25 protein-coding genes are annotated in these 19,985 nt (G+C 55.6%); 12 read left to right on the plus strand and 13 right to left on the minus strand.

The genetic code is table 11. The annotated features are described in order from the left end of the window. Positions 1 to 4: 4 nt before the first annotated feature. From ABLV08_RS12035 to mtgA, 4 genes are all read left to right on the plus strand, one after another. Complete coding sequence (locus ABLV08_RS12035) at positions 5 to 931, plus strand: TIGR01212 family radical SAM protein (protein WP_015703610.1); 927 nt, start codon at positions 5 to 7, stop codon at positions 929 to 931. Between the two features lie 107 nt (positions 932 to 1,038). After that, complete coding sequence (gene arcB, locus ABLV08_RS12040) at positions 1,039 to 3,375, plus strand: aerobic respiration two-component sensor histidine kinase ArcB (RefSeq protein ID WP_015703609.1); 2,337 nt, start codon at positions 1,039 to 1,041, stop codon at positions 3,373 to 3,375. Between the two features lie 234 nt (positions 3,376 to 3,609). Beyond that, positions 3,610 to 4,263: an isoprenoid biosynthesis glyoxalase ElbB gene (gene elbB, locus ABLV08_RS12045; protein WP_032709251.1), complete on the plus strand. Its 654-nt coding sequence runs from the start codon at positions 3,610 to 3,612 to the stop codon at positions 4,261 to 4,263. Next, positions 4,260 to 4,985 carry a monofunctional biosynthetic peptidoglycan transglycosylase gene (gene mtgA / locus ABLV08_RS12050; RefSeq protein ID WP_015369490.1) on the plus strand — a complete coding sequence of 242 codons (726 nt, stop codon included), beginning with the start codon at positions 4,260 to 4,262 and terminating at the stop codon, positions 4,983 to 4,985. The genes elbB and mtgA overlap by 4 nt, the downstream gene beginning before the upstream one ends. 22 nt (positions 4,986 to 5,007) lie before the next feature. Here mtgA and npr read toward each other — a convergent pair whose 3' ends face one another. From npr to ABLV08_RS12105, 11 genes are read right to left on the minus strand one after another with little or no spacing between them, the layout of a single operon-like run. Then, positions 5,008 to 5,280 carry a PTS phosphocarrier protein NPr gene (npr, locus tag ABLV08_RS12055; protein ID WP_002918431.1) on the minus strand — a complete coding sequence of 91 codons (273 nt, stop codon included), beginning with the start codon at positions 5,278 to 5,280 and terminating at the stop codon, positions 5,008 to 5,010. After that, on the minus strand, positions 5,277 to 6,131 hold the full coding sequence (gene rapZ / locus ABLV08_RS12060) for an RNase adapter RapZ (RefSeq protein ID WP_015369491.1): 855 nt from the start codon (positions 6,129 to 6,131) through the stop codon (positions 5,277 to 5,279). Before rapZ ends, npr begins: the two co-directional genes overlap by 4 nt. A 45-nt stretch (positions 6,132 to 6,176) precedes the next feature. Continuing rightward, positions 6,177 to 6,665, minus strand: coding sequence for a PTS IIA-like nitrogen regulatory protein PtsN (ptsN, locus tag ABLV08_RS12065; RefSeq protein ID WP_015369492.1), 489 nt, complete (start codon positions 6,663 to 6,665; stop codon positions 6,177 to 6,179). A gap of 58 nt (positions 6,666 to 6,723) precedes the next feature. Then, on the minus strand, positions 6,724 to 7,011 hold the full coding sequence (gene hpf, locus ABLV08_RS12070) for a ribosome hibernation promoting factor (RefSeq protein WP_004125711.1): 288 nt from the start codon (positions 7,009 to 7,011) through the stop codon (positions 6,724 to 6,726). 22 nt (positions 7,012 to 7,033) lie between these two features. Continuing rightward, complete coding sequence (rpoN, locus tag ABLV08_RS12075) at positions 7,034 to 8,467, minus strand: RNA polymerase factor sigma-54 (protein WP_032715896.1); 1,434 nt, start codon at positions 8,465 to 8,467, stop codon at positions 7,034 to 7,036. A 47-nt stretch (positions 8,468 to 8,514) separates the two neighbouring features. Next, positions 8,515 to 9,240, minus strand: coding sequence for an LPS export ABC transporter ATP-binding protein (gene lptB, locus ABLV08_RS12080; RefSeq protein WP_004206203.1), 726 nt, complete (start codon positions 9,238 to 9,240; stop codon positions 8,515 to 8,517). A 6-nt stretch (positions 9,241 to 9,246) separates the two neighbouring features. Continuing rightward, complete coding sequence (lptA, locus tag ABLV08_RS12085; protein ID WP_015369494.1) at positions 9,247 to 9,792, minus strand: lipopolysaccharide ABC transporter substrate-binding protein LptA; 546 nt, start codon at positions 9,790 to 9,792, stop codon at positions 9,247 to 9,249. Further along, entirely contained in the window at positions 9,761 to 10,336 is a 576-nt protein-coding gene (gene lptC / locus ABLV08_RS12090) for an LPS export ABC transporter periplasmic protein LptC (RefSeq protein ID WP_015369495.1), read from the minus strand. The genes lptA and lptC overlap by 32 nt, the downstream gene beginning before the upstream one ends. Beyond that, on the minus strand, positions 10,333 to 10,899 hold the full coding sequence (gene kdsC / locus ABLV08_RS12095; protein ID WP_015369496.1) for a 3-deoxy-manno-octulosonate-8-phosphatase KdsC: 567 nt from the start codon (positions 10,897 to 10,899) through the stop codon (positions 10,333 to 10,335). Before kdsC ends, lptC begins: the two co-directional genes overlap by 4 nt. A gap of 14 nt (positions 10,900 to 10,913) precedes the next feature. Then, a complete protein-coding gene (kdsD, locus tag ABLV08_RS12100) occupies positions 10,914 to 11,900 on the minus strand; it encodes an arabinose-5-phosphate isomerase KdsD (RefSeq protein ID WP_015369497.1) in 987 nt (328 codons plus the stop codon). A gap of 14 nt (positions 11,901 to 11,914) precedes the next feature. Then, positions 11,915 to 12,892: a calcium/sodium antiporter gene (locus ABLV08_RS12105; RefSeq protein ID WP_015369498.1), complete on the minus strand. Its 978-nt coding sequence runs from the start codon at positions 12,890 to 12,892 to the stop codon at positions 11,915 to 11,917. Between the two features lie 206 nt (positions 12,893 to 13,098). Here ABLV08_RS12105 and mlaF point away from each other — a divergent pair, with 206 nt between their 5' ends. The 7 genes from mlaF to murA all read left to right on the plus strand — a co-directional run bounded on the left by mlaF (position 13,099) and on the right by murA (position 17,906). Then, entirely contained in the window at positions 13,099 to 13,911 is an 813-nt protein-coding gene (gene mlaF, locus ABLV08_RS12110; RefSeq protein WP_015369499.1) for a phospholipid ABC transporter ATP-binding protein MlaF, read from the plus strand. A 7-nt stretch (positions 13,912 to 13,918) separates the two neighbouring features. Continuing rightward, the gene (gene mlaE, locus ABLV08_RS12115) at positions 13,919 to 14,701 is read left to right on the plus strand and encodes a lipid asymmetry maintenance ABC transporter permease subunit MlaE (RefSeq protein ID WP_015369500.1); all 783 of its coding nucleotides are present in this window, start codon (positions 13,919 to 13,921) and stop codon (positions 14,699 to 14,701) included. Positions 14,702 to 14,705: 4 nt separating this feature from the next. Beyond that, complete coding sequence (mlaD, locus tag ABLV08_RS12120) at positions 14,706 to 15,257, plus strand: outer membrane lipid asymmetry maintenance protein MlaD (protein ID WP_015369501.1); 552 nt, start codon at positions 14,706 to 14,708, stop codon at positions 15,255 to 15,257. Between the two features lie 18 nt (positions 15,258 to 15,275). Further along, positions 15,276 to 15,911, plus strand: a complete 636-nt coding sequence (mlaC, locus tag ABLV08_RS12125; RefSeq protein WP_015369502.1) for a phospholipid-binding protein MlaC — start codon at positions 15,276 to 15,278, stop codon at positions 15,909 to 15,911. Continuing rightward, positions 15,911 to 16,201: a lipid asymmetry maintenance protein MlaB gene (gene mlaB, locus ABLV08_RS12130; protein ID WP_348855898.1), complete on the plus strand. Its 291-nt coding sequence runs from the start codon at positions 15,911 to 15,913 to the stop codon at positions 16,199 to 16,201. Before mlaC ends, mlaB begins: the two co-directional genes overlap by 1 nt. 136 nt (positions 16,202 to 16,337) lie before the next feature. Next, the gene (ibaG, locus tag ABLV08_RS12135) at positions 16,338 to 16,592 is read left to right on the plus strand and encodes a BolA family iron metabolism protein IbaG (protein ID WP_015369504.1); all 255 of its coding nucleotides are present in this window, start codon (positions 16,338 to 16,340) and stop codon (positions 16,590 to 16,592) included. Positions 16,593 to 16,646: 54 nt separating this feature from the next. Beyond that, positions 16,647 to 17,906 carry a UDP-N-acetylglucosamine 1-carboxyvinyltransferase gene (gene murA, locus ABLV08_RS12140; protein ID WP_015369505.1) on the plus strand — a complete coding sequence of 420 codons (1,260 nt, stop codon included), beginning with the start codon at positions 16,647 to 16,649 and terminating at the stop codon, positions 17,904 to 17,906. 62 nt (positions 17,907 to 17,968) lie between these two features. Here murA and sfsB read toward each other — a convergent pair whose 3' ends face one another. Together sfsB and ispB are read right to left on the minus strand one after the other, a co-directional pair. After that, entirely contained in the window at positions 17,969 to 18,241 is a 273-nt protein-coding gene (gene sfsB, locus ABLV08_RS12145) for a DNA-binding transcriptional regulator SfsB (RefSeq protein WP_015703605.1), read from the minus strand. Positions 18,242 to 18,436: 195 nt separating this feature from the next. Next, positions 18,437 to 19,408 carry an octaprenyl diphosphate synthase gene (gene ispB, locus ABLV08_RS12150; RefSeq protein WP_015369507.1) on the minus strand — a complete coding sequence of 324 codons (972 nt, stop codon included), beginning with the start codon at positions 19,406 to 19,408 and terminating at the stop codon, positions 18,437 to 18,439. 260 nt (positions 19,409 to 19,668) lie between these two features. Here ispB and rplU point away from each other — a divergent pair, with 260 nt between their 5' ends. Further along, complete coding sequence (rplU, locus tag ABLV08_RS12155) at positions 19,669 to 19,980, plus strand: 50S ribosomal protein L21 (protein ID WP_015703604.1); 312 nt, start codon at positions 19,669 to 19,671, stop codon at positions 19,978 to 19,980. Positions 19,981 to 19,985 lie beyond the last annotated feature (5 nt).

Below are 19,985 nucleotides of genomic sequence, written 5' to 3' on the forward strand. Positions count from 1 at the left end.
GATTATGCAGTTACAAAAATTAGTCAACATGTTTGGTGGGGATCTTACGCGCCGCTACGGCGAAAAGGTTCATAAACTGACGCTGCATGGTGGATTTAGCTGCCCGAACCGGGATGGCACAATTGGCCGCGGCGGCTGCACATTTTGTAATGTCGCCTCCTTCGCCGACGAGGCCCAGCAGTACCGTTCGATTGCCGATCAGCTGGCGCACCAGGCGCAGTTGGTTAACCGAGCGAAACGCTATCTTGCTTATTTCCAGGCCTACACCAGCACCTTTGCCGAAGTACAGTTGCTGCGTTCAATGTATCAGCAGGCGGTGAACCAGGCGAATATCGTGGGGCTGTGCGTCGGCACCCGCCCCGACTGCGTTCCCGATGCGGTGCTGGACCTACTCAGCGAATATCGGGAGCAGGGCTATGAAATCTGGCTGGAGCTGGGATTGCAGACCGCGCATGATAAAACGCTGCATCGTATCAATCGCGGCCATGACTTTGCCTGCTACCAGCGCACCACCCGACTGGCGCGCGAGCGCGGATTAAAGGTCTGCGCGCATCTTATCGTCGGCCTGCCGGGCGAAACCCAGCAGCAGTGCCTGCACACCCTGCAACGGGTGGTCGACACCGGCGTCGATGGCATCAAACTGCACCCGCTGCACATCGTGACCGGCAGCATCATGGCGAAAGCCTGGCAGGCGGGTCGCCTGAACGGTATTGCGCTGGATGATTATACGATCACCGCCGGTGAGATGATTCGCCATACCCCGCCGGAGGTGATTTACCATCGCATCTCGGCCAGCGCCCGCCGCCCGACGCTACTGGCGCCGCTGTGGTGCGAAAACCGCTGGACCGGTATGGTCGAGTTGGACAAATACCTTAATACCCATGGCGTTCAGGGGTCGGCATTGGGGACGCCGTGGATCCAGCCTGCCTGATGTTCCACTTCCTTAACGGCTGATTACCGCCGCATTTTTTGCACAACTTACAGCGTAATGTTCAGAATTGGGTATTATTGTGCGGAGTTGGCGATAAGGAATCCCTCATGAAGCAAATTCGTATGCTGGCGCAGTACTATGTCGACCTGATGATGAAGTTAGGTCTGGTGCGCTTTTCAATGCTGTTGGCTCTGGCGCTGGTGGTGCTGGCTATCGTGGTGCAGATGGCCGTCACGATGGTGCTGCATGGACAGGTGGAGAGTATCGATGTCATCCGCTCTATCTTCTTCGGGCTGCTGATTACCCCCTGGGCGGTCTATTTTCTGTCAGTGGTGGTCGAACAGCTGGAAGAGTCGCGCCAGCGACTCTCGCGGCTGGTGGAAAAGCTGGAAGAGATGCGCGAGCGCGATCTTAAGCTTAACGTACAGCTCAAGGATAATATCGCCCAGTTGAACCAGGAAATTGGCGAACGTGAAAAAGCGGAAGCGGAGCGCGAAACCACGCTGGAACAGCTGAAAATAGAGATGAAAGAGCGCGAAGAGACGCAAATTCAGCTAGAGCAACAATCCTCTTTCCTGCGCTCTTTCCTTGATGCCTCACCGGATCTGGTTTTCTATCGTAACGAAGATAAAGAGTTCTCCGGCTGTAACCGGGCGATGGAGCTGTTGACCGGTAAAAGCGAAAAGCAGTTGATTCACCTCAAGCCGCAGGATGTCTATAGCGAAGAAGCCGCGGTGAAAGTGCTGGAGACCGATGAGAAAGTCTTCCGCCATAATGTCTCGCTGACCTACGAACAATGGCTCGATTATCCCGATGGGCGTAAAGCCTGCTTTGAGATCCGCAAGGTCCCCTACTATGACCGCGTGGGCAAGCGCCGTGGCCTGATGGGCTTTGGCCGCGATATTACCGAGCGTAAGCGCTATCAGGACGCGTTGGAGCGCGCCAGCCGGGACAAGACCACCTTTATCTCAACCATCAGCCACGAGTTGCGTACGCCGCTCAATGGCATCGTTGGGCTCAGCCGCATCCTGCTGGATACTGAATTGACCAACGAGCAGGAAAAATATCTGAAAACTATCCATGTTTCAGCGGTGACGCTGGGGAATATCTTCAACGATATTATCGATATGGATAAGATGGAGCGGCGCAAAGTTCAGCTTGATAATCAGGAGGTGGATTTTACCAGCTTCCTTGCCGATCTGGAGAACCTCTCAGGCCTACAGGCGCAGCAGAAAGGTTTGCGCTTTGTGATGGAGCCAACCCAGCCGCTGCCGCATAAGGTGATAACCGACGGCACGCGTCTGCGGCAGATCCTGTGGAACCTGATCAGCAATGCGGTGAAGTTTACCCAACAGGGCAATGTCACCGTGCGCGTCCGCTATGACGAAGGCGATATGCTGCACTTCGAAGTCGAGGACTCCGGTATCGGTATCCCGCAGGCGGAGCAGGACAAAATTTTCGCCATGTATTATCAGGTGAAAGACAGCCACGGCGGTAAACCGGCAACCGGTACCGGTATCGGGCTGGCGGTATCGCGCCGGCTGGCGCGCAATATGGGCGGCGATATCAGCGTGACCAGCCAGCCGGGGCAGGGGGCGACGTTTACCTTGACCGTACACGCGCAGGCGGTAGCTGATGAAGTTGAAGATACGCTGGCCGAAGACGATATGCCGCTGCCGGCGCTGAATGTGCTGCTGGTGGAAGATATCGAACTGAACGTGATTGTCGCCCGTTCGGTGCTGGAAAAATTGGGCAACAGCGTGGACGTGGCGATGACTGGTAAAGCCGCGCTGGAGATGTTCGAACCCGGCGAATACGACCTGGTGCTGCTGGACATTCAGCTACCGGACATGACCGGCCTCGATATCTCGCGACAGCTAAAACAACGCTATGCCGCCGATGAGTTGCCGCCGCTGGTGGCGCTGACCGCCAACGTCCTGAAGGACAAAAAAGAGTACCTTGATGCCGGCATGGATGATGTACTGAGCAAGCCGCTGTCGGTACCGGCGTTAACCGCGATCATCAAGAAATTCTGGGATGCGCCGGAAGACGATGGCCATGAGCCGCCTGCGGTGGATGTGGCGAAATCGGCATCGGTACTGGATACCGACATGCTGGAACAATATATTGAGCTGGTGGGGCCGAAGCTGATTACCGACGGGCTGGCGGTGTTCGAGAAGATGATGCCGGGCTACATGTCCGTGCTGGAATCGAATCTCACCGCGCGCGACCAGAAAGGTATCGTCGATGAAGGCCATAAAATTAAGGGCGCGGCGGGGTCGATAGGCTTGCGTCATATCCAGCAATTAGGGCAGCAGATCCAAACGCCAGATTTACCCGCCTGGGAAGACAACGTCGGCGAGTGGGTGGAAGAGATGAAATCCGAGTGGCAAAACGATGTTGCGGTACTGAAGGCCTGGATTGCGGCGGCGGATAAAAAATGACCCCGGATAAACCGGGGTGCGCGAATACTGCGCCAACACCAGGGAACTGGTTGTTGAGCCAGGATTGTTCGAGTGATTTTTTTACACGGCGCAACCTGAGGATTTGGCTTGCTCGCTCATTAAGATAGCAAACCATAAATATTTTGTTACGTGAATCGGTAAAATATGTGAAGCATAGCGAGTAAATCAAAATTATTTACTTGTTTCATAGAGTTGCGCTAAGGGGTTAGCAAGATGAAGAAGATTGGCGTGGTACTAAGCGGCTGTGGCGTTTACGACGGCGCAGAAATCCATGAAGCGGTCATTACCCTGTTGGCCATTGCGCGTCGCGGCGCGCAGGCGGTTTGCTTTGCGCCGGATAAGGCGCAAACCGACGTGATCAACCATCTGACCGGCGAAACGATGGCGGAAAGCCGCAACGTGCTGATTGAAGCGGCGCGCCTGGCGCGCGGCGCTATTCAGCCTTTGGCCAGCGCCCGCGCGGACGAGCTGGATGCGCTGATTGTGCCAGGCGGCTTTGGCGCGGCGAAAAACCTGAGTAATTTTGCCGCCCAGGGAAGTGAATGCGTTGTTGATCGCGATCTGCAGGCGTTAACGCTGGCGATGCACGAAGCGGGTAAGCCGCTGGGCTTTATGTGTATCGCGCCGGCGCTGTTGCCGAAGATTTTCCCGACGCCGCTGCGGATAACCATCGGTACCGATCCGGATACTGCCGAGGTGCTGGAAGAGATGGGCGCGGAGCACGTGCCGTGCCCGGTTGACGACATCGTGGTCGATGAAGACAACAAAGTGGTGACCACGCCTGCTTATATGCTGGCGCAGAATATTGCCGAGGCAGCCAGCGGTATTGAGAAACTGGTCGATCGCGTACTGGTTCTCGCTGAATGAGTAAGCGTGTTGCGCCGCTGGCGATGATTAAGCGCCTGCTGTTACGTCTGCTGCTGGTCTGTGTGGTGTTCTGGGGCGGCGGTATCGCCGTATTCAGCGTCCTGCCGGTGCCGTTCTCAGCGGTGATGCTGGAGCGCCAGGTTAGCGCCTGGTTCTCCGGTGATTTCCATTATGTCGCCCATTCTGACTGGGTTGGCATGGACGAGATTTCCCCCTGGATGGGGCTGGCGGTGATTGCCGCCGAAGATCAGAAATTCCCCGACCACTGGGGTTTTGACGTGCCGGCAATCGAAAAAGCGCTGGCGCACAACGAACGGAATGAAAATCGAATTCGCGGCGCGTCGACGCTGTCGCAGCAGACGGCAAAAAACCTGTTTTTATGGGATGGCCGTAGCTGGTTGCGCAAGGGGCTGGAAGTGGGGCTGACGGTCGGCATTGAAACGGTCTGGAGCAAGAAGCGCATTCTTACCGTGTACTTGAATATTGCCGAGTTTGGCGACGGTATTTTCGGCGTAGAAGCGGCGGCTCAGCGCTATTTTCATAAGCCGGCCAGCCGTTTAACCCCTGCAGAGGCCGCGCTGCTGGCGGCGGTATTACCGAACCCGATTCGGTTTCGCGCCGATGCGCCATCAGGCTATGTTCATAGCCGACAGGCATGGATCCTGCGCCAGATGCGTCAGTTAGGCGGCGAAGGCTTTATGCAGGCCAATAAGCTGCATTAACCGCAATCCCGCCGGGAGATGCTTAGTCTTCATCAAACCCGGCGTTGAACAGCGCAATCACCGCCGCCAGCGCTTCGACTTCCTGCGGGCCGCTGGCCTCAACTTCAATTTGGCGTCCTTTGGCGGAATCCAGCATCAGCAGGGCGATAACGCTGTTGGCTTCCGCTTCGGTGCCTTCGTCGTTGCGTAGCAACACTTCCGCATCGAAATTCTGCATCAGCTCGAAAAGCTTCATTGCCGGGCGCGCGTGCATGCCCAGCTTGTTGGTGATTTCAACGGTTTGCTTGACGGTCATGATTTACGTTTTTCCAGCGTCCGGTGACGAGATTGCACGTTCTTACCGCGCGAACGGAAGTAGTCAGCCAGCTGTTCGGCAATATAGACCGAGCGATGCTTACCGCCGGTACAACCAATGGCCACCGTCAGATAGCTGCGGTTATTGGTTTCCAGCATCGGCAACCATAGCTCCAGATAGCTACGCGTCTGGTAAATAAAGTTATGCACTTCCGTATGGCGATCGAGGAAGGCGGCGACCGGTTTATCGAGGCCGGTCATGGGGCGCAGCTTCGGATCCCAGTGCGGGTTTGGCAGGAAGCGGACGTCAAATACGTAATCGGCATCGATAGGGATACCGTGTTTGAAGCCGAATGATTCAAAGACCATCGTCAATTCACGCTCGCGTTTACCTAACAGGCGGGTACGCAGCATCTCGGCCAGTTCATGCACCGACATTTCGGAAGTATCGACGATCAGATCCGCACGGGAGCGCAGCGGCTCAAGCAGATCGCTCTCTTCGTCGATCGCGCTTTCAAGCGACAGATTCTTGCTGGAGAGCGGATGTAAGCGACGGGTATCGCTGTAGCGGCGGATCAGGGTGTTACGGTCGGCATCAAGGAACAGCAGCTGCGGGGAGAAGGATTCCGGCAGATTCTGCATCGCTTGTTCAAAGATTTCCGGTGATTCCGGCATATTGCGCACGTCAATGCTGACGGCCGCAGAGATATCGCGGTCGGCCAGCGTTCGCGCCAGCTCAGGCAACAGCACTACCGGCAGGTTATCCACACAGTAGAAGCCCATATCTTCCAGCGCTCGCAGGGCGACGGATTTCCCCGAGCCAGAGCGGCCGCTGACGATCATCAGTACCATGTACCGTTTCTCCTCAGTACGATAAAGGTTAAGACGCGACTCACGTTAAGCGTCATCGCTGCTTCCTGCTTCGGTGATGATCTCATACAACTCTTCATCGCTCACCGCAGCGCGCAGGCGACGGCAGATGGTTTTGTCCGCCAGACGTTTGGCGACCAGCGAGAGCGTATGCAGATGGGTTTTGGTTTGATCGGCCGGCACCAGTAGCGCAAACAGCAGATCGACCGGCTGATTGTCGATCGCATCGAAGGCGATCGGCGTTTCCAACTGCACAAATACGCCAACGGCGCGCAGGGTATCCTCTTCAAGCTTGCCGTGAGGGATCGCAATGCCGTTGCCGATCCCGGTACTGCCCATTTTTTCACGGGTCAGGATCGCTTCAAAGACCACCTGCGGCGGTAAACCTAGCTGCTTCGCCGCCAGTTCGCTGATGATTTCCAGCGCGCGTTTCTTGCTCTGGCAGTGAACCTGGCTACGGGTACAATCCTGGTTAAGGACATTGCTCAGTTGTAGAGCGGAATCGTTGTTCATCATAATTTCACCTGAGCTGCCCTTATCCGCGGGCTGCGGATAAGGGCGATCGCCCGGACAATTAGTGTTGTTTCAGTTTATCTTTATGTTTTGTTAACTGTCTTGCCAGCTTATCGATAAGACCATCGATAGCGGCATACATATCCTGCCCTTCCGCACTGGCATGGATTTCGCCACCGTTGACATGCAAATTGGCGTCCGCGATTTGCGTCACCTTCTCTACTTTTAACACAATATAGACCTGGTTGATCCTATCGAAAAACTGCTCCAGTTTGCTGAACTTCGTAGTGACGAAGTCGCGCATGGCGGGAGTGATCTCGACGTTGTGTCCTGTAATGTTGAGCTGCATAGTGTCTTCCTTATCGGTTGTGTCAGACCAGTTGTTTGCGCTGGTTTGACGGCGGAATGGATAAAGACTCTCGGTACTTAGCAACAGTACGCCGCGCCACCATAATACCCTGATCGGAGAGCATGGTGGTGAGCTTGCTGTCGCTCAACGGCTTCGCGGGGTTCTCCGCGGCGATTAACTTCTTCACCAGCGCACGAATGGCGGTAGACGAGGCTTCACCGCCGCCTTCGGTATTGACGTGGCTGGAGAAGAAATACTTCAACTCAAAAATACCGCGTGGACTGTGCAGATATTTTTGCGTGGTAACGCGTGAAATGGTTGATTCATGCATCTCGACGGCCTGGGCGATATCCGCCAGCACCATCGGTTTCATAAATTCTTCACCCTGCTCAAAGAAGGCCTGCTGCTGTTCGACGATGCAGCGGCTGACGCGCAGCAGGGTATCGTTACGGCTCTCAAGGCTCTTAATCAGCCAGCGGGCTTCTTGCAGGTTGCTGCGGATAAACTGGCTGTCGGCGTCGTTGCGCGCATTATTGCCCATCGCCGCGTATTGCTGATTAATCTTCAGCCGCGGAATGCTGTCGGAATTGAGCTCGACGACCCAGCGGCCGTTAACCTTGCGCACCAGTACATCCGGGATCACGTATTCCGGCTCGCTGGTTTGAATGGACTGACCCGGGCGCGGATCCAGCGACTGGATCAGGCAAACCGCCTCTTTCAGAACGTCTTCTTTCAAGCGAGTGACGCGCATCAGGCTACGGAAATCGTGGTTGGCCAGGAGATCAAGATGCTCGCTGATAATCAACCTGGCTTCTTCCAGCCACGGCGTCTCTTTGGCAAATTGTGAAAGCTGGATCAGCAGGCAGTCACGGAGATCCCTGGCGGCGACGCCGACCGGATCGAAACGCTGTACGCGCTTGAGTACCGCTTCAACTTCCTCAAGACCAATTTCATCATCTTCGATACTGTCGACAATGTCCTGAATGGAAATAGTGAGGTAGCCGGTCTCGTCAACGGCATCGACGATGGAGGTGGCTATCGCGCGGTCGGTATCGGTGAATGGCGTGAGCTCGACCTGCCACATCAGATAATCCTGCAGGCTTTGGGTGGTCTCACCCTGATAGATCGGCAGTTCATCGTCCTGGTAGTCGACGCCATTACCCGACGGCGTGCCGGCGGTGTAGATTTCATCCCAGCTGGCGTCTAGCGGGAGCTCGTCCGGCATCTCTTTTTGTTCGAGCGCGTCGACGGTATCCAGAGACTCGCGGTCCTCGGCTTCTGTGGTTTCAACCTCTTCGTGAAGATCGGTTTGCTCAAGCAACGGGTTACTCTCCAGCGCCTGCTGGAGTTCTTGCTGGAGTTCTAACGTGGACAGCTGCAACAAGCGGATGGCCTGCTGCAGTTGGGGCGTCATGGCAAGCTGTTGGCTTAGCCTTAATTGCAAACCTTGCTTCATGTTCAGGGTCAATATCTCCGGCTAAAACGTCTATAACCTCTACCCTATCAGAGTCTGAAGTCTTCCCCAAGGTACACGCGTTTAACCTGCTCGTCTTCAAGGATTTGCTGCGGGGTGCCGTGGGCGATGAGATGGCCCTGGCTCACGATATAAGCTCGTTCACAGACCGCCAGCGTCTCCCTGACGTTATGGTCAGTAATGAGTACGCCCAGCCCGCTGTCGCGCAGGTGTTCGATGATGCGTTTAATATCGATAACAGAGATAGGGTCAACCCCGGCGAACGGTTCATCCAGCAGGATGAATTTCGGGTTCGCCGCCAGCGCGCGGGCGATTTCGACGCGGCGGCGTTCACCGCCGGAGAGCGCCTGGCCCAGGCTATCGCGCAGGTGTTCAATGTGGAACTCTTCCATCAGCTCTTTAGCGCGATCTTCACGTTGTTCGCTGCTGAGATCGTCGCGGATCTGTAGCACCGCCATCAGATTATCGTAGACGCTCAGGCGGCGGAAAATAGAGGCTTCCTGCGGCAGGTAACCGATGCCGCGGCGCGCGCGGGCATGTAGCGGCAGCAGGCTGATATCTTCATCGTCAATGATGATGTTGCCGGCGTCGCGCGGCACGATGCCTACCACCATATAAAAGGTGGTGGTCTTACCGGCGCCGTTCGGGCCCAGCAGGCCGACGATTTCACCGGAGTTGACGGTCAGGCTGACGTCTTCCACCACGCGGCGGCCTTTGTAGGCTTTGGCGAGATTTTTTGCAGTTAATGTTGCCATAACGGATTACTTACCTTTCTTCTGCTGATCGCCGCTTTTGTCCTGCAACTGCGAAGGTACCAGCACCGTAGTCACGCGACCGCCTTTGTTGCTGAAGGCCTGCATTTTCTGCTCTTTCACCAGATAGGTGATTTTGTCGCCCTGAATATTGCTATCCAGCTGTTCCAGATGCGCGTTGCCGGTCAGTACCACGAAATCGTTCTGCAGTTCATAATGCATTTTCGACGCGCGGCCTTTCACCGGCTTGCCGTTGTCCTGCATCTGATAGAAGGTGGCCGGATTGCCGAAACCGTCGATCACCTCTTTGCCTTTTTCACCGCCAGGGCGGGTAACCACGACTTTGTCGGCATTGATTTTAATGGTCCCCTGGGTGACGACCACGTTGCCGGTGAAGGTCACGACGTTGCCCTGCATATCCAACGACTGCTGATCGGACTCGATGTGAATCGGCTGATCGGTATCGCCGGTTTTTGCCAGAGCCGGCAGGCTCGCGGCCAGAAGCGCGCTTGCGAGCGCAATGTTAAGGCTGAGTTTGTTTGTTCTGAATTTCATAAGAGGTTCTAACCTTTTCAATCAGCTCGGCATTTTTGCTGCGTAGGTTCCCGCGCATTTTCAGGCCGCTGGAATTAAATGTTGTTCCGTACAACGTCACCATATCGTCAGAGGTTACATCCTGGGTCACCAGGTTTACCTGCGCGTTATCGGTGGTAATTTTGCGCAGTTGAGAGTCGGGGCTCAACGCGTCGACCTCAACATGGCCGTAAAGATACAGCATACGGTCGTTGGTTAACTTGGCTTTATCCGCTCTGATTGACCAGGTCGGAACCTTATTGGTATCAAAGGTGGTCATCACCGGATTGGTGAACCACGATACTTCTTGTTCGGAAAAGTATTCGACATGCTCGGCTATCAGACGATAGCTCAGCGCGCCTTCCGGGCTGTACACCACGGTATCGGTATGCTCGCTTTTATACGTCGGATCGTTAGGATTGACCGCGACGGTCGCGGTGTCGTCCGTACTCGCCAGGTTCAGGCCGATCAGGATCAACGCGACCAGCGATAGTAAGATGATAACCCAACGTCTGGTTTTACTCATATTGATTGCCCTTTGGCCTCATCAAGCTTGCCCTGCGCCAATAGTAACAAATCGCAGACTTCGCGTACCGCGCCGCGTCCGCCGTTAATTCGCGTGACGTAATTCGCCCGCGGGAGCAACAGCGGATGCGCATCGGCGACGGCGACGCTTAAACCGACTTCCGCCATTACCGGCCAGTCGATCAGATCGTCGCCAATATAAGCGACTTCATCCGGACGAACCGCCAGTTTGCTTAATAATTCACGAAACGCCAACAGCTTATCGGACTGACCTTGATACAGATGCGTAATGCCCAGCGTCTGGCAGCGGTCTTCTACCAGTTTAGCTTTTCGCCCGGTAATAATCGCGACTTCAATACCGGAAGTCAGCGCGCAGCGGATCCCGTAGCCATCGCGGACGTTAAACGCTTTCAGCTCTTCGCCGTTGTTGCCCATATAGATAAGACCGTCGGAAAGCACGCCGTCGACGTCGAGAATCAGTAAACGGATCTTCGCCGCCCGGTCGATAAATTCCTGGCTTACCGGCCCGTAGCAGGTGTCGACCTGGGCATCAGCATTATTCATTATTTTATCCTTACTTACACTACGCCAGCGCGCAGCAGATCGTGCATATGTACCACACCTAGCAGCCGGTCGCCATCGGCAACCAGCACGCAGGTGATATGGCGGGACTGCATCAGGTTGAGCGCATCTACCGCCAGCATGCCTGGACGAATGCGGATCCCGCCTGGGGTCATGACTTCAGCGATGCTGGCGTTGCGCATATCGACGCCGGTATCGAAGACGCGGCGCAGGTCGCCATCGGTGAAGATGCCGATGATATTCATCTCGTCATCGCAGATGGCCGTCATGCCCAGATTTTTGCGGGTGATTTCCAGCAGCGCGTCGCGCAGGGTAGCCTGCAGGCCGACGTGGGGGATCTCGTCGCCAGTATGCATAATATCATTGACCCGCAGCAGCAGCTTACGACCGAGTGCGCCGCCGGGGTGCGACAGGGCGAAATCTTCGGCGGTAAAGCCGCGCGCTTCGAGCAGCGCCACGGCGAGGGCGTCACCCATCACCAGCGCGGCGGTGGTGCTGGAGGTCGGCGCCAGCCCTAGCGGGCAGGCCTCTTTCGGCACTTTCACACACAGATGAATATCGGCGGCGCGCGCCATGCTGCTATCCGGACGGCTGGTGACGCAGATAAGCGGCACCTGCTGGCGTTTAAGCACCGGAATCAACGCCAGGATTTCATTAGATTCACCTGAGTTAGATAACGCGATGACCACATCCTGCGGCGTCACCATCCCCAGATCGCCGTGAGCGGCTTCACCGGGATGGACAAAAAAAGCCGAGGTGCCGGTACTGGCGAAAGTCGCCGCCATTTTGCGCCCGATATGCCCGGATTTGCCCATACCCATCACCACGACCTTACCGCCGCAGCGGAAAATCGTCTCACAGGCACGGGTGAAATCTTCATTAATATACTGATCGAGCTGGGCCAGACCTTCACGTTCAATTTCCAGAACCTGACGTCCTGCCTGTTGAAAGTCAAAATCCGTTGGCAAATCTATTTGCGACATGATGTTACCCCAATTCATTCAACGAAGTACGGCGCTGAACAGAACAGCACCGCCAACCAAACCATAAAGCCGCCGACCAGCAAGGCGCCCGCTACGCGCCCCGGCTGCCGTTTACGCCGCCAGCACAGCAGCGCGAAGATCGCGCTGACCAGCAGCATCACGCTGTAGTCGCGCGTAAAAGCTTCAGCAGGGAAGGCGCCAGGGGCGATTAACGCCGGCAGCCCGAGCACCAGCACGAGATTAAGGATATTGGCGCCAATGATATTCCCGATGGCGATATCGTCTTCCCCTTTTCGTGCGCCGGCGATGGCGGTGGCCAGTTCCGGCAGGCTGGTGCCGATAGCAATGACCGTTAAGCCCACCGTCAGTTCGCTAATGGCGAAATAGTTCGCCAACACCGTGGCGTTATCCACCACCATACGGGTGGCCATCGGCATGACGATCATCGCCACCCCAAGCCACAGCAGGGCGACGGGTAGCGAACCGCCGCGCGGCAGCTCCGCCAGCTGTTCCCGGGTCAGGCTATCGCTGCCCTGGCGTTCCGCCAGGCGCGCTATTTTTAGGGTAAACACCAGCCACAGTATGGCCAGCGCCAGTAAAAATAGCCCGTCCAGACGCGAGAGCTGGCCATCGTAGAGCACAAATCCCGCCAGTAAACTGACCAGCAACATTAGCGGCAATTCGCGGCGCAGGATATCAGAATGCACGGTAAATGGATGGAGCAGGGCGGCAAGACCGAGAATTAATAGAATATTCGTAATATTGGATCCCAACGCCGTACCGATCGCCAGATCGGTTTGCCCGTGAAGGGAGGCGGCGGTGGAAACGATGATCTCCGGCAGGCTGGTACCGATGCTCACGACCGTCATGCCGATGATGAGCGGCGGGATCCCCATCATGCGACACAGTATTGAAGCGGCGTATACCAGACGATCGGCGCTGTAAACTACCAGCAGTAAACCAATTATTAACAGAGCCGTTGCTAAGAGCATCTAAAGTCCTTTCTTCAGGTATAATCGTCGCCTCGCTGGCCGTCCGTACGCAGCGTAACGAATTCTTAATTTTGACTTTATGTGTGGCAAAAGTAAAACAAATGCCAGCTTTCGCTAACCCGGGCAGGTAAGATTCTGTAAAAATGTTGGGTTTGTGGTGAAAGAAAGCGCCATGCTTAGCCCGAAGGTTTAGTAAGGATGATTTTATGAGCCAAACTCTGGCGAATTTAGTCGAGGTTCGCGGTATTCGTTTCTCTCGGGGCGACCGCGTCATCTTCGATGATATCTCGCTATCGGTGCCTCGCGGCAAGATTACCGCCATTATGGGGCCATCGGGGATCGGCAAGACGACCCTGCTGCGTTTGATCGGCGGCCAGATCCCGCCGGACAGCGGCGAGATCCTGTTTGACGGCGAAAACGTGCCGCAAATGACGCGCTCGCGGCTGTATACCGTGCGTAAACGCATGAGCATGCTGTTTCAGTCCGGCGCGCTATTCACCGATATGAACGTGTTTGATAACGTAGCTTACCCGCTGCGCGAACATACCCAGTTGCCGGATGCGCTACTGCACACCACCGTCATGATGAAGCTGGAGGCGGTTGGGCTACGCGGCGCGGCGAAACTGATGCCTTCGGAACTCTCCGGCGGGATGGCGCGGCGCGCGGCATTGGCGCGGGCGATTGCCCTTGAGCCGGATCTGATCATGTTTGATGAACCTTTCGTCGGACAGGATCCCATCACCATGGGCGTATTGGTTAAACTTATCTCAGAGCTGAATAGTACCCTGGGAGTGACCTGCATTGTGGTATCGCACGACGTACCGGAAGTGCTGAGCATTGCGGATTACGCCTACATCGTGGCGGATAAGAAAATCGTTGCCCACGGCAGCGCGCAATCGCTGCGTGAAAATAGCGATCCGCGCGTGCGCCAGTTCATTGATGGCATCGCTGACGGCCCGGTGCCGTTCCGCTATCCTGCGGGCGATTACCACCATGATTTATTAGGCAAAGGGAGCTAAACGACTCATGCTATTCAATGCGTTGGCAGCGCTCGGACACCGCGGCATCAAAACCACCGCGACCTTCGGGCGCGCCGGATTAATGCTGTTTAATGCCGTGGTGGGCAAGCCGGAATTTCGCAAACATGCTCCGCTGCTGGTGCGCCAGCTGTATAACGTCGGCGTGTTATCGATGCTGATTATTATCGTCTCGGGGCTGTTCATCGGTATGGTACTGGGGCTGCAGGGCTATCTGGTATTAACGACCTATAGCGCAGAGACCAGCCTGGGTATGCTGGTGGCACTGTCGCTGCTGCGCGAGCTGGGGCCGGTGGTAGCCGCACTGCTTTTCGCCGGGCGAGCCGGTTCGGCGTTAACCGCCGAGATTGGCCTGATGCGGGCGACCGAGCAGCTCTCCAGCATGGAAATGATGGCGGTGGATCCGCTGCGCCGGGTGATTTCGCCGCGCTTCTGGGCCGGGGTTATCTCGCTTCCGCTGTTGACGATCATATTCGTCGCCGTAGGCGTCTGGGGCGGTTCGCTGGTTGGCGTCAGCTGGAAAGGCATCGACGCGGGGTTCTTCTGGACCGCGATGCAAAATGCCGTCGACTGGCGAATGGATCTGGTTAACTGCCTGATTAAAAGCCTGGTTTTTGCCGTTACGGTAACCTGGATTGCGTTATTCAATGGTTATGACGCTATCCCCACTTCCGCTGGAATTAGCCGGGCAACGACGCGCACCGTGGTGCATTCGTCGCTGGCGGTTCTGGGGCTGGATTTTGTGCTGACTGCGCTGATGTTTGGGAATTAAGTTCATGCAAACGAAAAAAAATGAGATCTGGGTAGGTGTGTTCTTACTGGCGGCGCTGCTGGCGGCGCTGTTTGTCTGTCTGAAGGCGGCGAACGTCACCTCGTTGCGTACCGAACCGACTTACCGTCTTTATGCGACCTTCGATAACATCGGCGGCCTGAAAGCACGTTCACCGGTGCGCATCGGCGGTGTGGTGGTCGGTCGCGTCGCGGATATCACCCTCGATCCAAAAACCTATCTGCCGCGCGTTGCCATCGATATCGACGAAAGCTACAACCACATTCCGGATACCAGCTCGCTGGCGATTCGTACTTCTGGTTTGCTCGGGGAACAGTACCTGGCGCTGAACGTCGGGTTTGAAGACCCGGAACTGGGCACCGCGATTCTTAAAGACGGCGGTACGATTCAGGACACCAAGTCCGCCATGGTGCTGGAAGATCTGATTGGCCAGTTCCTCTATAACAGCAAAGGCAGCGATAATCAGAATTCTGACAATGATAAGGCGGCGGCTGAGGGTCATACTGACGCTACGCCGCAGGCCGGCATGACGCATTAATTTCAGGAGAGACAAGATATGTTTAAACGCTTACTCATGGTCGCCATGCTGGTGATTGCTCCACTAACAGCCGCGCATGCCGCGGATCAAACTAACCCGTATAAGTTGATGGACGAAGCGGCGCAGAAGACCTTCGATCGTCTGAAGAACGAACAGCCGAAGATCAAAGCCAACCCGAACTATCTACGTGATATCGTCGATCAGGAACTGCTGCCTTACGTGCAGGTGAAATATGCCGGCGCGCTGGTGCTGGGCCGTTACTACAAAGAGGCGACGCCTGCACAGCGTGAAGCCTATTTCGCCGCCTTCCGCGAGTATCTGAAACAGGCTTACGGTCAGGCGCTGGCGATGTATCACGGCCAGACTTACCAAATTGCGCCTGAGCAGCCGCTGGGCAGTGCAACCATCGTGCCGATTCGCGTGACCATCCTCGACCCGAATGGCCGTCCTCCGGTACGTCTGGACTTCCAATGGCGTAAAAATACCCAGACCGGCAACTGGCAGGCTTATGACATGATCGCCGAAGGCGTCAGCATGATCACCACCAAACAAAACGAGTGGAGCGACCTGCTGCGCACGAAAGGTGTTGATGGTCTGACCGCGCAGCTGAAAGCTATTTCTGCCCAGCCTATCACTCTGGATCAGAAGAAATAATGAGCGAACAACTGAGCTGGAACCGCGACGGTGAACGCCTGGCGTTGCGCGGCGAACTGGATCAGGAATTTATACTGCCGCTGTGGAAAGCGCGCGCGCAGGCGACCGACGGCGTATCCACTATCGACCTCAGCGACGTTTCACGGGTCGATAGCGCCGGGGTAGCGTTGCTGGTTCATTTTGTCGCGCTGGTACGTCGGCAGGGCAAAACGGCGCAAGTGGTAGGGAAAAGCGAAAACCTGCAAACGCTGGTTAGTCTTTACAACCTTCCGGCGGACATGATCCCGTAAATTTTTCAGTAGGTTAATGCTGAAGCTATTCTGAAAGCCCCATCAATCTGTTCGATGGGGCTTTTTGCTTGTTTAAGACAGCGCCACTTTCCTCTAAGATGTTGGGCTGTTTTCACACTCAGAAAAATGTGATCCCATGGAAAATCATGAAATTCAGACCGTGCTGATGAACGCACTCTCCCTTCAGGAAGTCCACGTCTCTGGCGATGGCAGCCACTTTCAGGTTATCGCTGTGGGTGAGATGTTTGACGGCATGAGCCGGGTAAAAAAACAGCAGGCTATCTACGCGCCGCTGATGGAATATATTGCCGACAATCGCATTCATGCGCTGTCGATCAAAGCGTTTACCCCGCAAGAATGGGCACGCGATCGCAAACTTAATGGCTTTTAAGCTGTAGGGATGTTCCCTACAGCGTTGATGAATTTTTAACCGAGAACAGAATCAATGGATAAATTCCGTGTTCAGGGGCCGACTCGCCTGCAGGGCGAGGTCACCATTTCCGGCGCTAAAAACGCTGCCCTGCCAATCCTCTTTGCCGCGCTGTTAGCCGAAGAGCCGATTGAAATCCAGAACGTACCGAAGCTGAAAGATATCGATACCACCATGAAGCTGCTGAGCCAGCTGGGCGCGAAGGTCGAGCGCAATGGTTCCGTATGGATCGATGCTGGCCCGGTAAATGTTTTCTGTGCTCCGTACGATTTAGTGAAAACCATGCGCGCTTCCATCTGGGCGCTGGGGCCGCTGGTGGCGCGTTTCGGCCAGGGCCAGGTTTCTCTGCCGGGCGGCTGCGCTATCGGCGCGCGTCCGGTCGACCTGCACATTACCGGCCTGGAACAGCTGGGCGCGGAAATCAAACTGGAAGAAGGCTATGTGAAGGCGTCGGTTAACGGGCGTCTGAAAGGCGCGCATATCGTGATGGATAAGGTCAGCGTAGGCGCGACCGTGACTATCATGAGCGCGGCGACGCTGGCTGAAGGCACGACCGTGATTGAAAACGCCGCGCGCGAGCCGGAAATCGTCGATACCGCCAACTTCCTTAACGCGCTGGGCGCGAAGATTACGGGTCAGGGTTCCGACCGTATCACCATTGAGGGCGTTGCGCGCCTGGGCGGCGGCGTTTATCGCGTGCTGCCGGACCGTATCGAAACCGGTACCTTCCTGGTCGCTGCGGCGATCTCCGGCGGTAAAATTATGTGCCGTCATGCGCAGCCTGATACCCTGGATGCGGTACTGGCTAAGCTGCGTGAAGCTGGCGCGGACATTGAAGTCGGTGAAGACTGGATTAGCCTCGATATGCACGGCAACCGTCCGAAAGCGGTCAACGTGCGTACCGCGCCGCACCCGGGTTTCCCAACCGACATGCAGGCGCAGTTCACCTTGCTGAACCTGGTGGCTGAAGGAACGGGCGTTATCACTGAAACCATCTTCGAGAACCGCTTCATGCACATTCCGGAACTGATCCGTATGGGCGCGCACGCGGAAATCGAAAGTAATACCGCGATTTGCCATGGTGTCGCGAAGCTGTCCGGCGCACAGGTCATGGCGACCGACCTGCGTGCATCTGCAAGCCTGGTGCTGGCGGGTTGTATTGCGGAAGGGACGACCATCGTCGACCGTATCTATCATATCGATCGCGGCTATGAGCGCATCGAAGATAAACTGCAGGCTCTGGGCGCGAATATCGAACGCGTCAAAGGCGAGTAATTCTGCTGCGGTAGCAGCCCTCTGACGTCCGTCCGGGGGCTGCTATCGATCTCTCCCTCACGTTAGGTCTTATGTCTCTTCTGACGCATCATCTGCGTTCTGTCGATGAACTGATGGGTAATGGGGTCGTGGTAACGCGATGGCCAGATAACCCACGGATCGGTTCCCAGCGCGTTCGCAATAATCAATTCGCCTTTAGGCCACGGACGGGTTAGCGCGTTGGCAAGCGTAGAAGAGCTTAATCCGTGACGTCGCGACTCAGCTGCGAGGGACGTCCCCTTTTTGCGAAGGCCGGCAATAATATCCGCTGAATGCCAGTCGATGAACTTATCCATAAATTCTCCCGGTGATAACTGTCTGCGCGTCAATACGGACGGCCGAAATACTATACCCTGGTTCTTATATGGTTTTAACAAGTTCCCTTATTGTTCTTGTACATTCAGAATATATTAAGGTTTCTGGCGTTATTTGAAGAATATTGGATTTTATTGGAACTCTCCCGCGCGGTGAGCACGGGAGAGAGGAGGGGATTAGTGGTCGCGCTGAACGGCGATATGCGCAAGGCCGATGAGGGCATCGCGCCATGGCGTATCCGGCAGAACCTGCAGTGCGGCGATAGCTTTATCGGCTTCCTCTTCCGCACGTTTCTGCGTCCACTCCAGCGAACCGCAGGCCGCCATGGTTTCAAGTACCGCGTCAAGCAGATGACGCCCGTTACCCTGCTCGATAGCGCCGCGAATCATTGCCGCCTGATCCGGGGTACCGTGATGCATAGCGTGTAGCAGAGGCAGCGTAGGTTTGCCTTCGTTCAGATCATCACCGACGTTTTTGCCAAGGCGCTCGCCATCGGAACTGTAATCCAGCAGATCGTCAATCAGCTGGAACGCGGTGCCGAGGTAACGGCCGTAATCCTGCAGCGCCTGTTCTTCTTCCGCGCTGCAACCAGCCAGGATACCGGAACACTGCGAAGCGGCTTCAAACAGACGGGCGGTCTTACTGTAGATGACCCGCATATAATTCTCTTCCGTGATATCCGGGTCGTTGACGTTCATCAACTGCAGGACTTCGCCTTCGGCAATGACGTTTACGGCTTCCGACATCACCTCCAGCACCTTCAGCGAACCGAGACGAGTCATCATCTGGAAGGCGCGGGTGTAGATAAAGTCGCCCACCAGTACGCTGGCGGCGTTACCGAACGCGGCATTGGCCGTCGCCTTGCCGCGGCGCATATCGGACTCGTCGACGACGTCGTCATGCAGTAGGGTCGCGGTATGAATAAATTCGATCAGTGCGGCGATGTTGACGTGCGCATTCCCCTGATAGCCGACCGCGCGAGCTGCAAGCACGGCGATCATCGGACGAATACGTTTTCCGCCTCCGCTGACGATGTAGTAGCCTAACTGATTGATAAGCTGAACATCTGAGTTGAGCTGCTCAAGGATTGCCGCATTGACACCCGCCATATCCTGCGCGGTTAACTCATTGATTTTTTCTAAATTCATCGCAAAAGCCGGGCCAAATGTCCTGTTACCGCGAATCCAGGTGGGATCACAGAAGGATTAAGATAGAATTAAAAGAAGATATGATTGTACTGAAAAATCAGCGCAGATAAACGTTAGCGTGAAAGTTGTGTTTTTTTTCTGCGTTGATCGATGATCGCTCTTGTCAAAGGGTCGCGTTTTGCGTAATATTCGCGCCCTATTGTGAATATTTATAGCGCACTCTGAATCACACGAAGAGGTGCGCGGAAGCGGAGTTTTATATGTACGCGGTTTTCCAAAGTGGTGGTAAACAACACCGAGTAAGCGAAGGTCAGACCGTTCGCCTGGAAAAGCTGGACATCGCAACTGGCGAAGCTGTTGAGTTCGCTGAAGTTCTGATGATCGCAAACGGTGAAGAAATCAAGATCGGCGTTCCCTTCGTTGAGGGCGGCGTAATCAAAGCTGAAGTTGTTGCTCACGGTCGTGGCGAGAAAGTTAAAATCGTTAAGTTTCGTCGTCGTAAACACTATCGTAAGCAAGCAGGCCACCGTCAGTGGTTCACTGATGTGAAAATCACTGGCATCAGCGCCTAAGACTT

It is taken from the genome of Klebsiella sp. CN_Kp088 (assembly GCF_040064335.1).
In the GTDB taxonomy this organism is placed as follows: domain Bacteria; phylum Pseudomonadota; class Gammaproteobacteria; order Enterobacterales; family Enterobacteriaceae; genus Klebsiella; species Klebsiella aerogenes.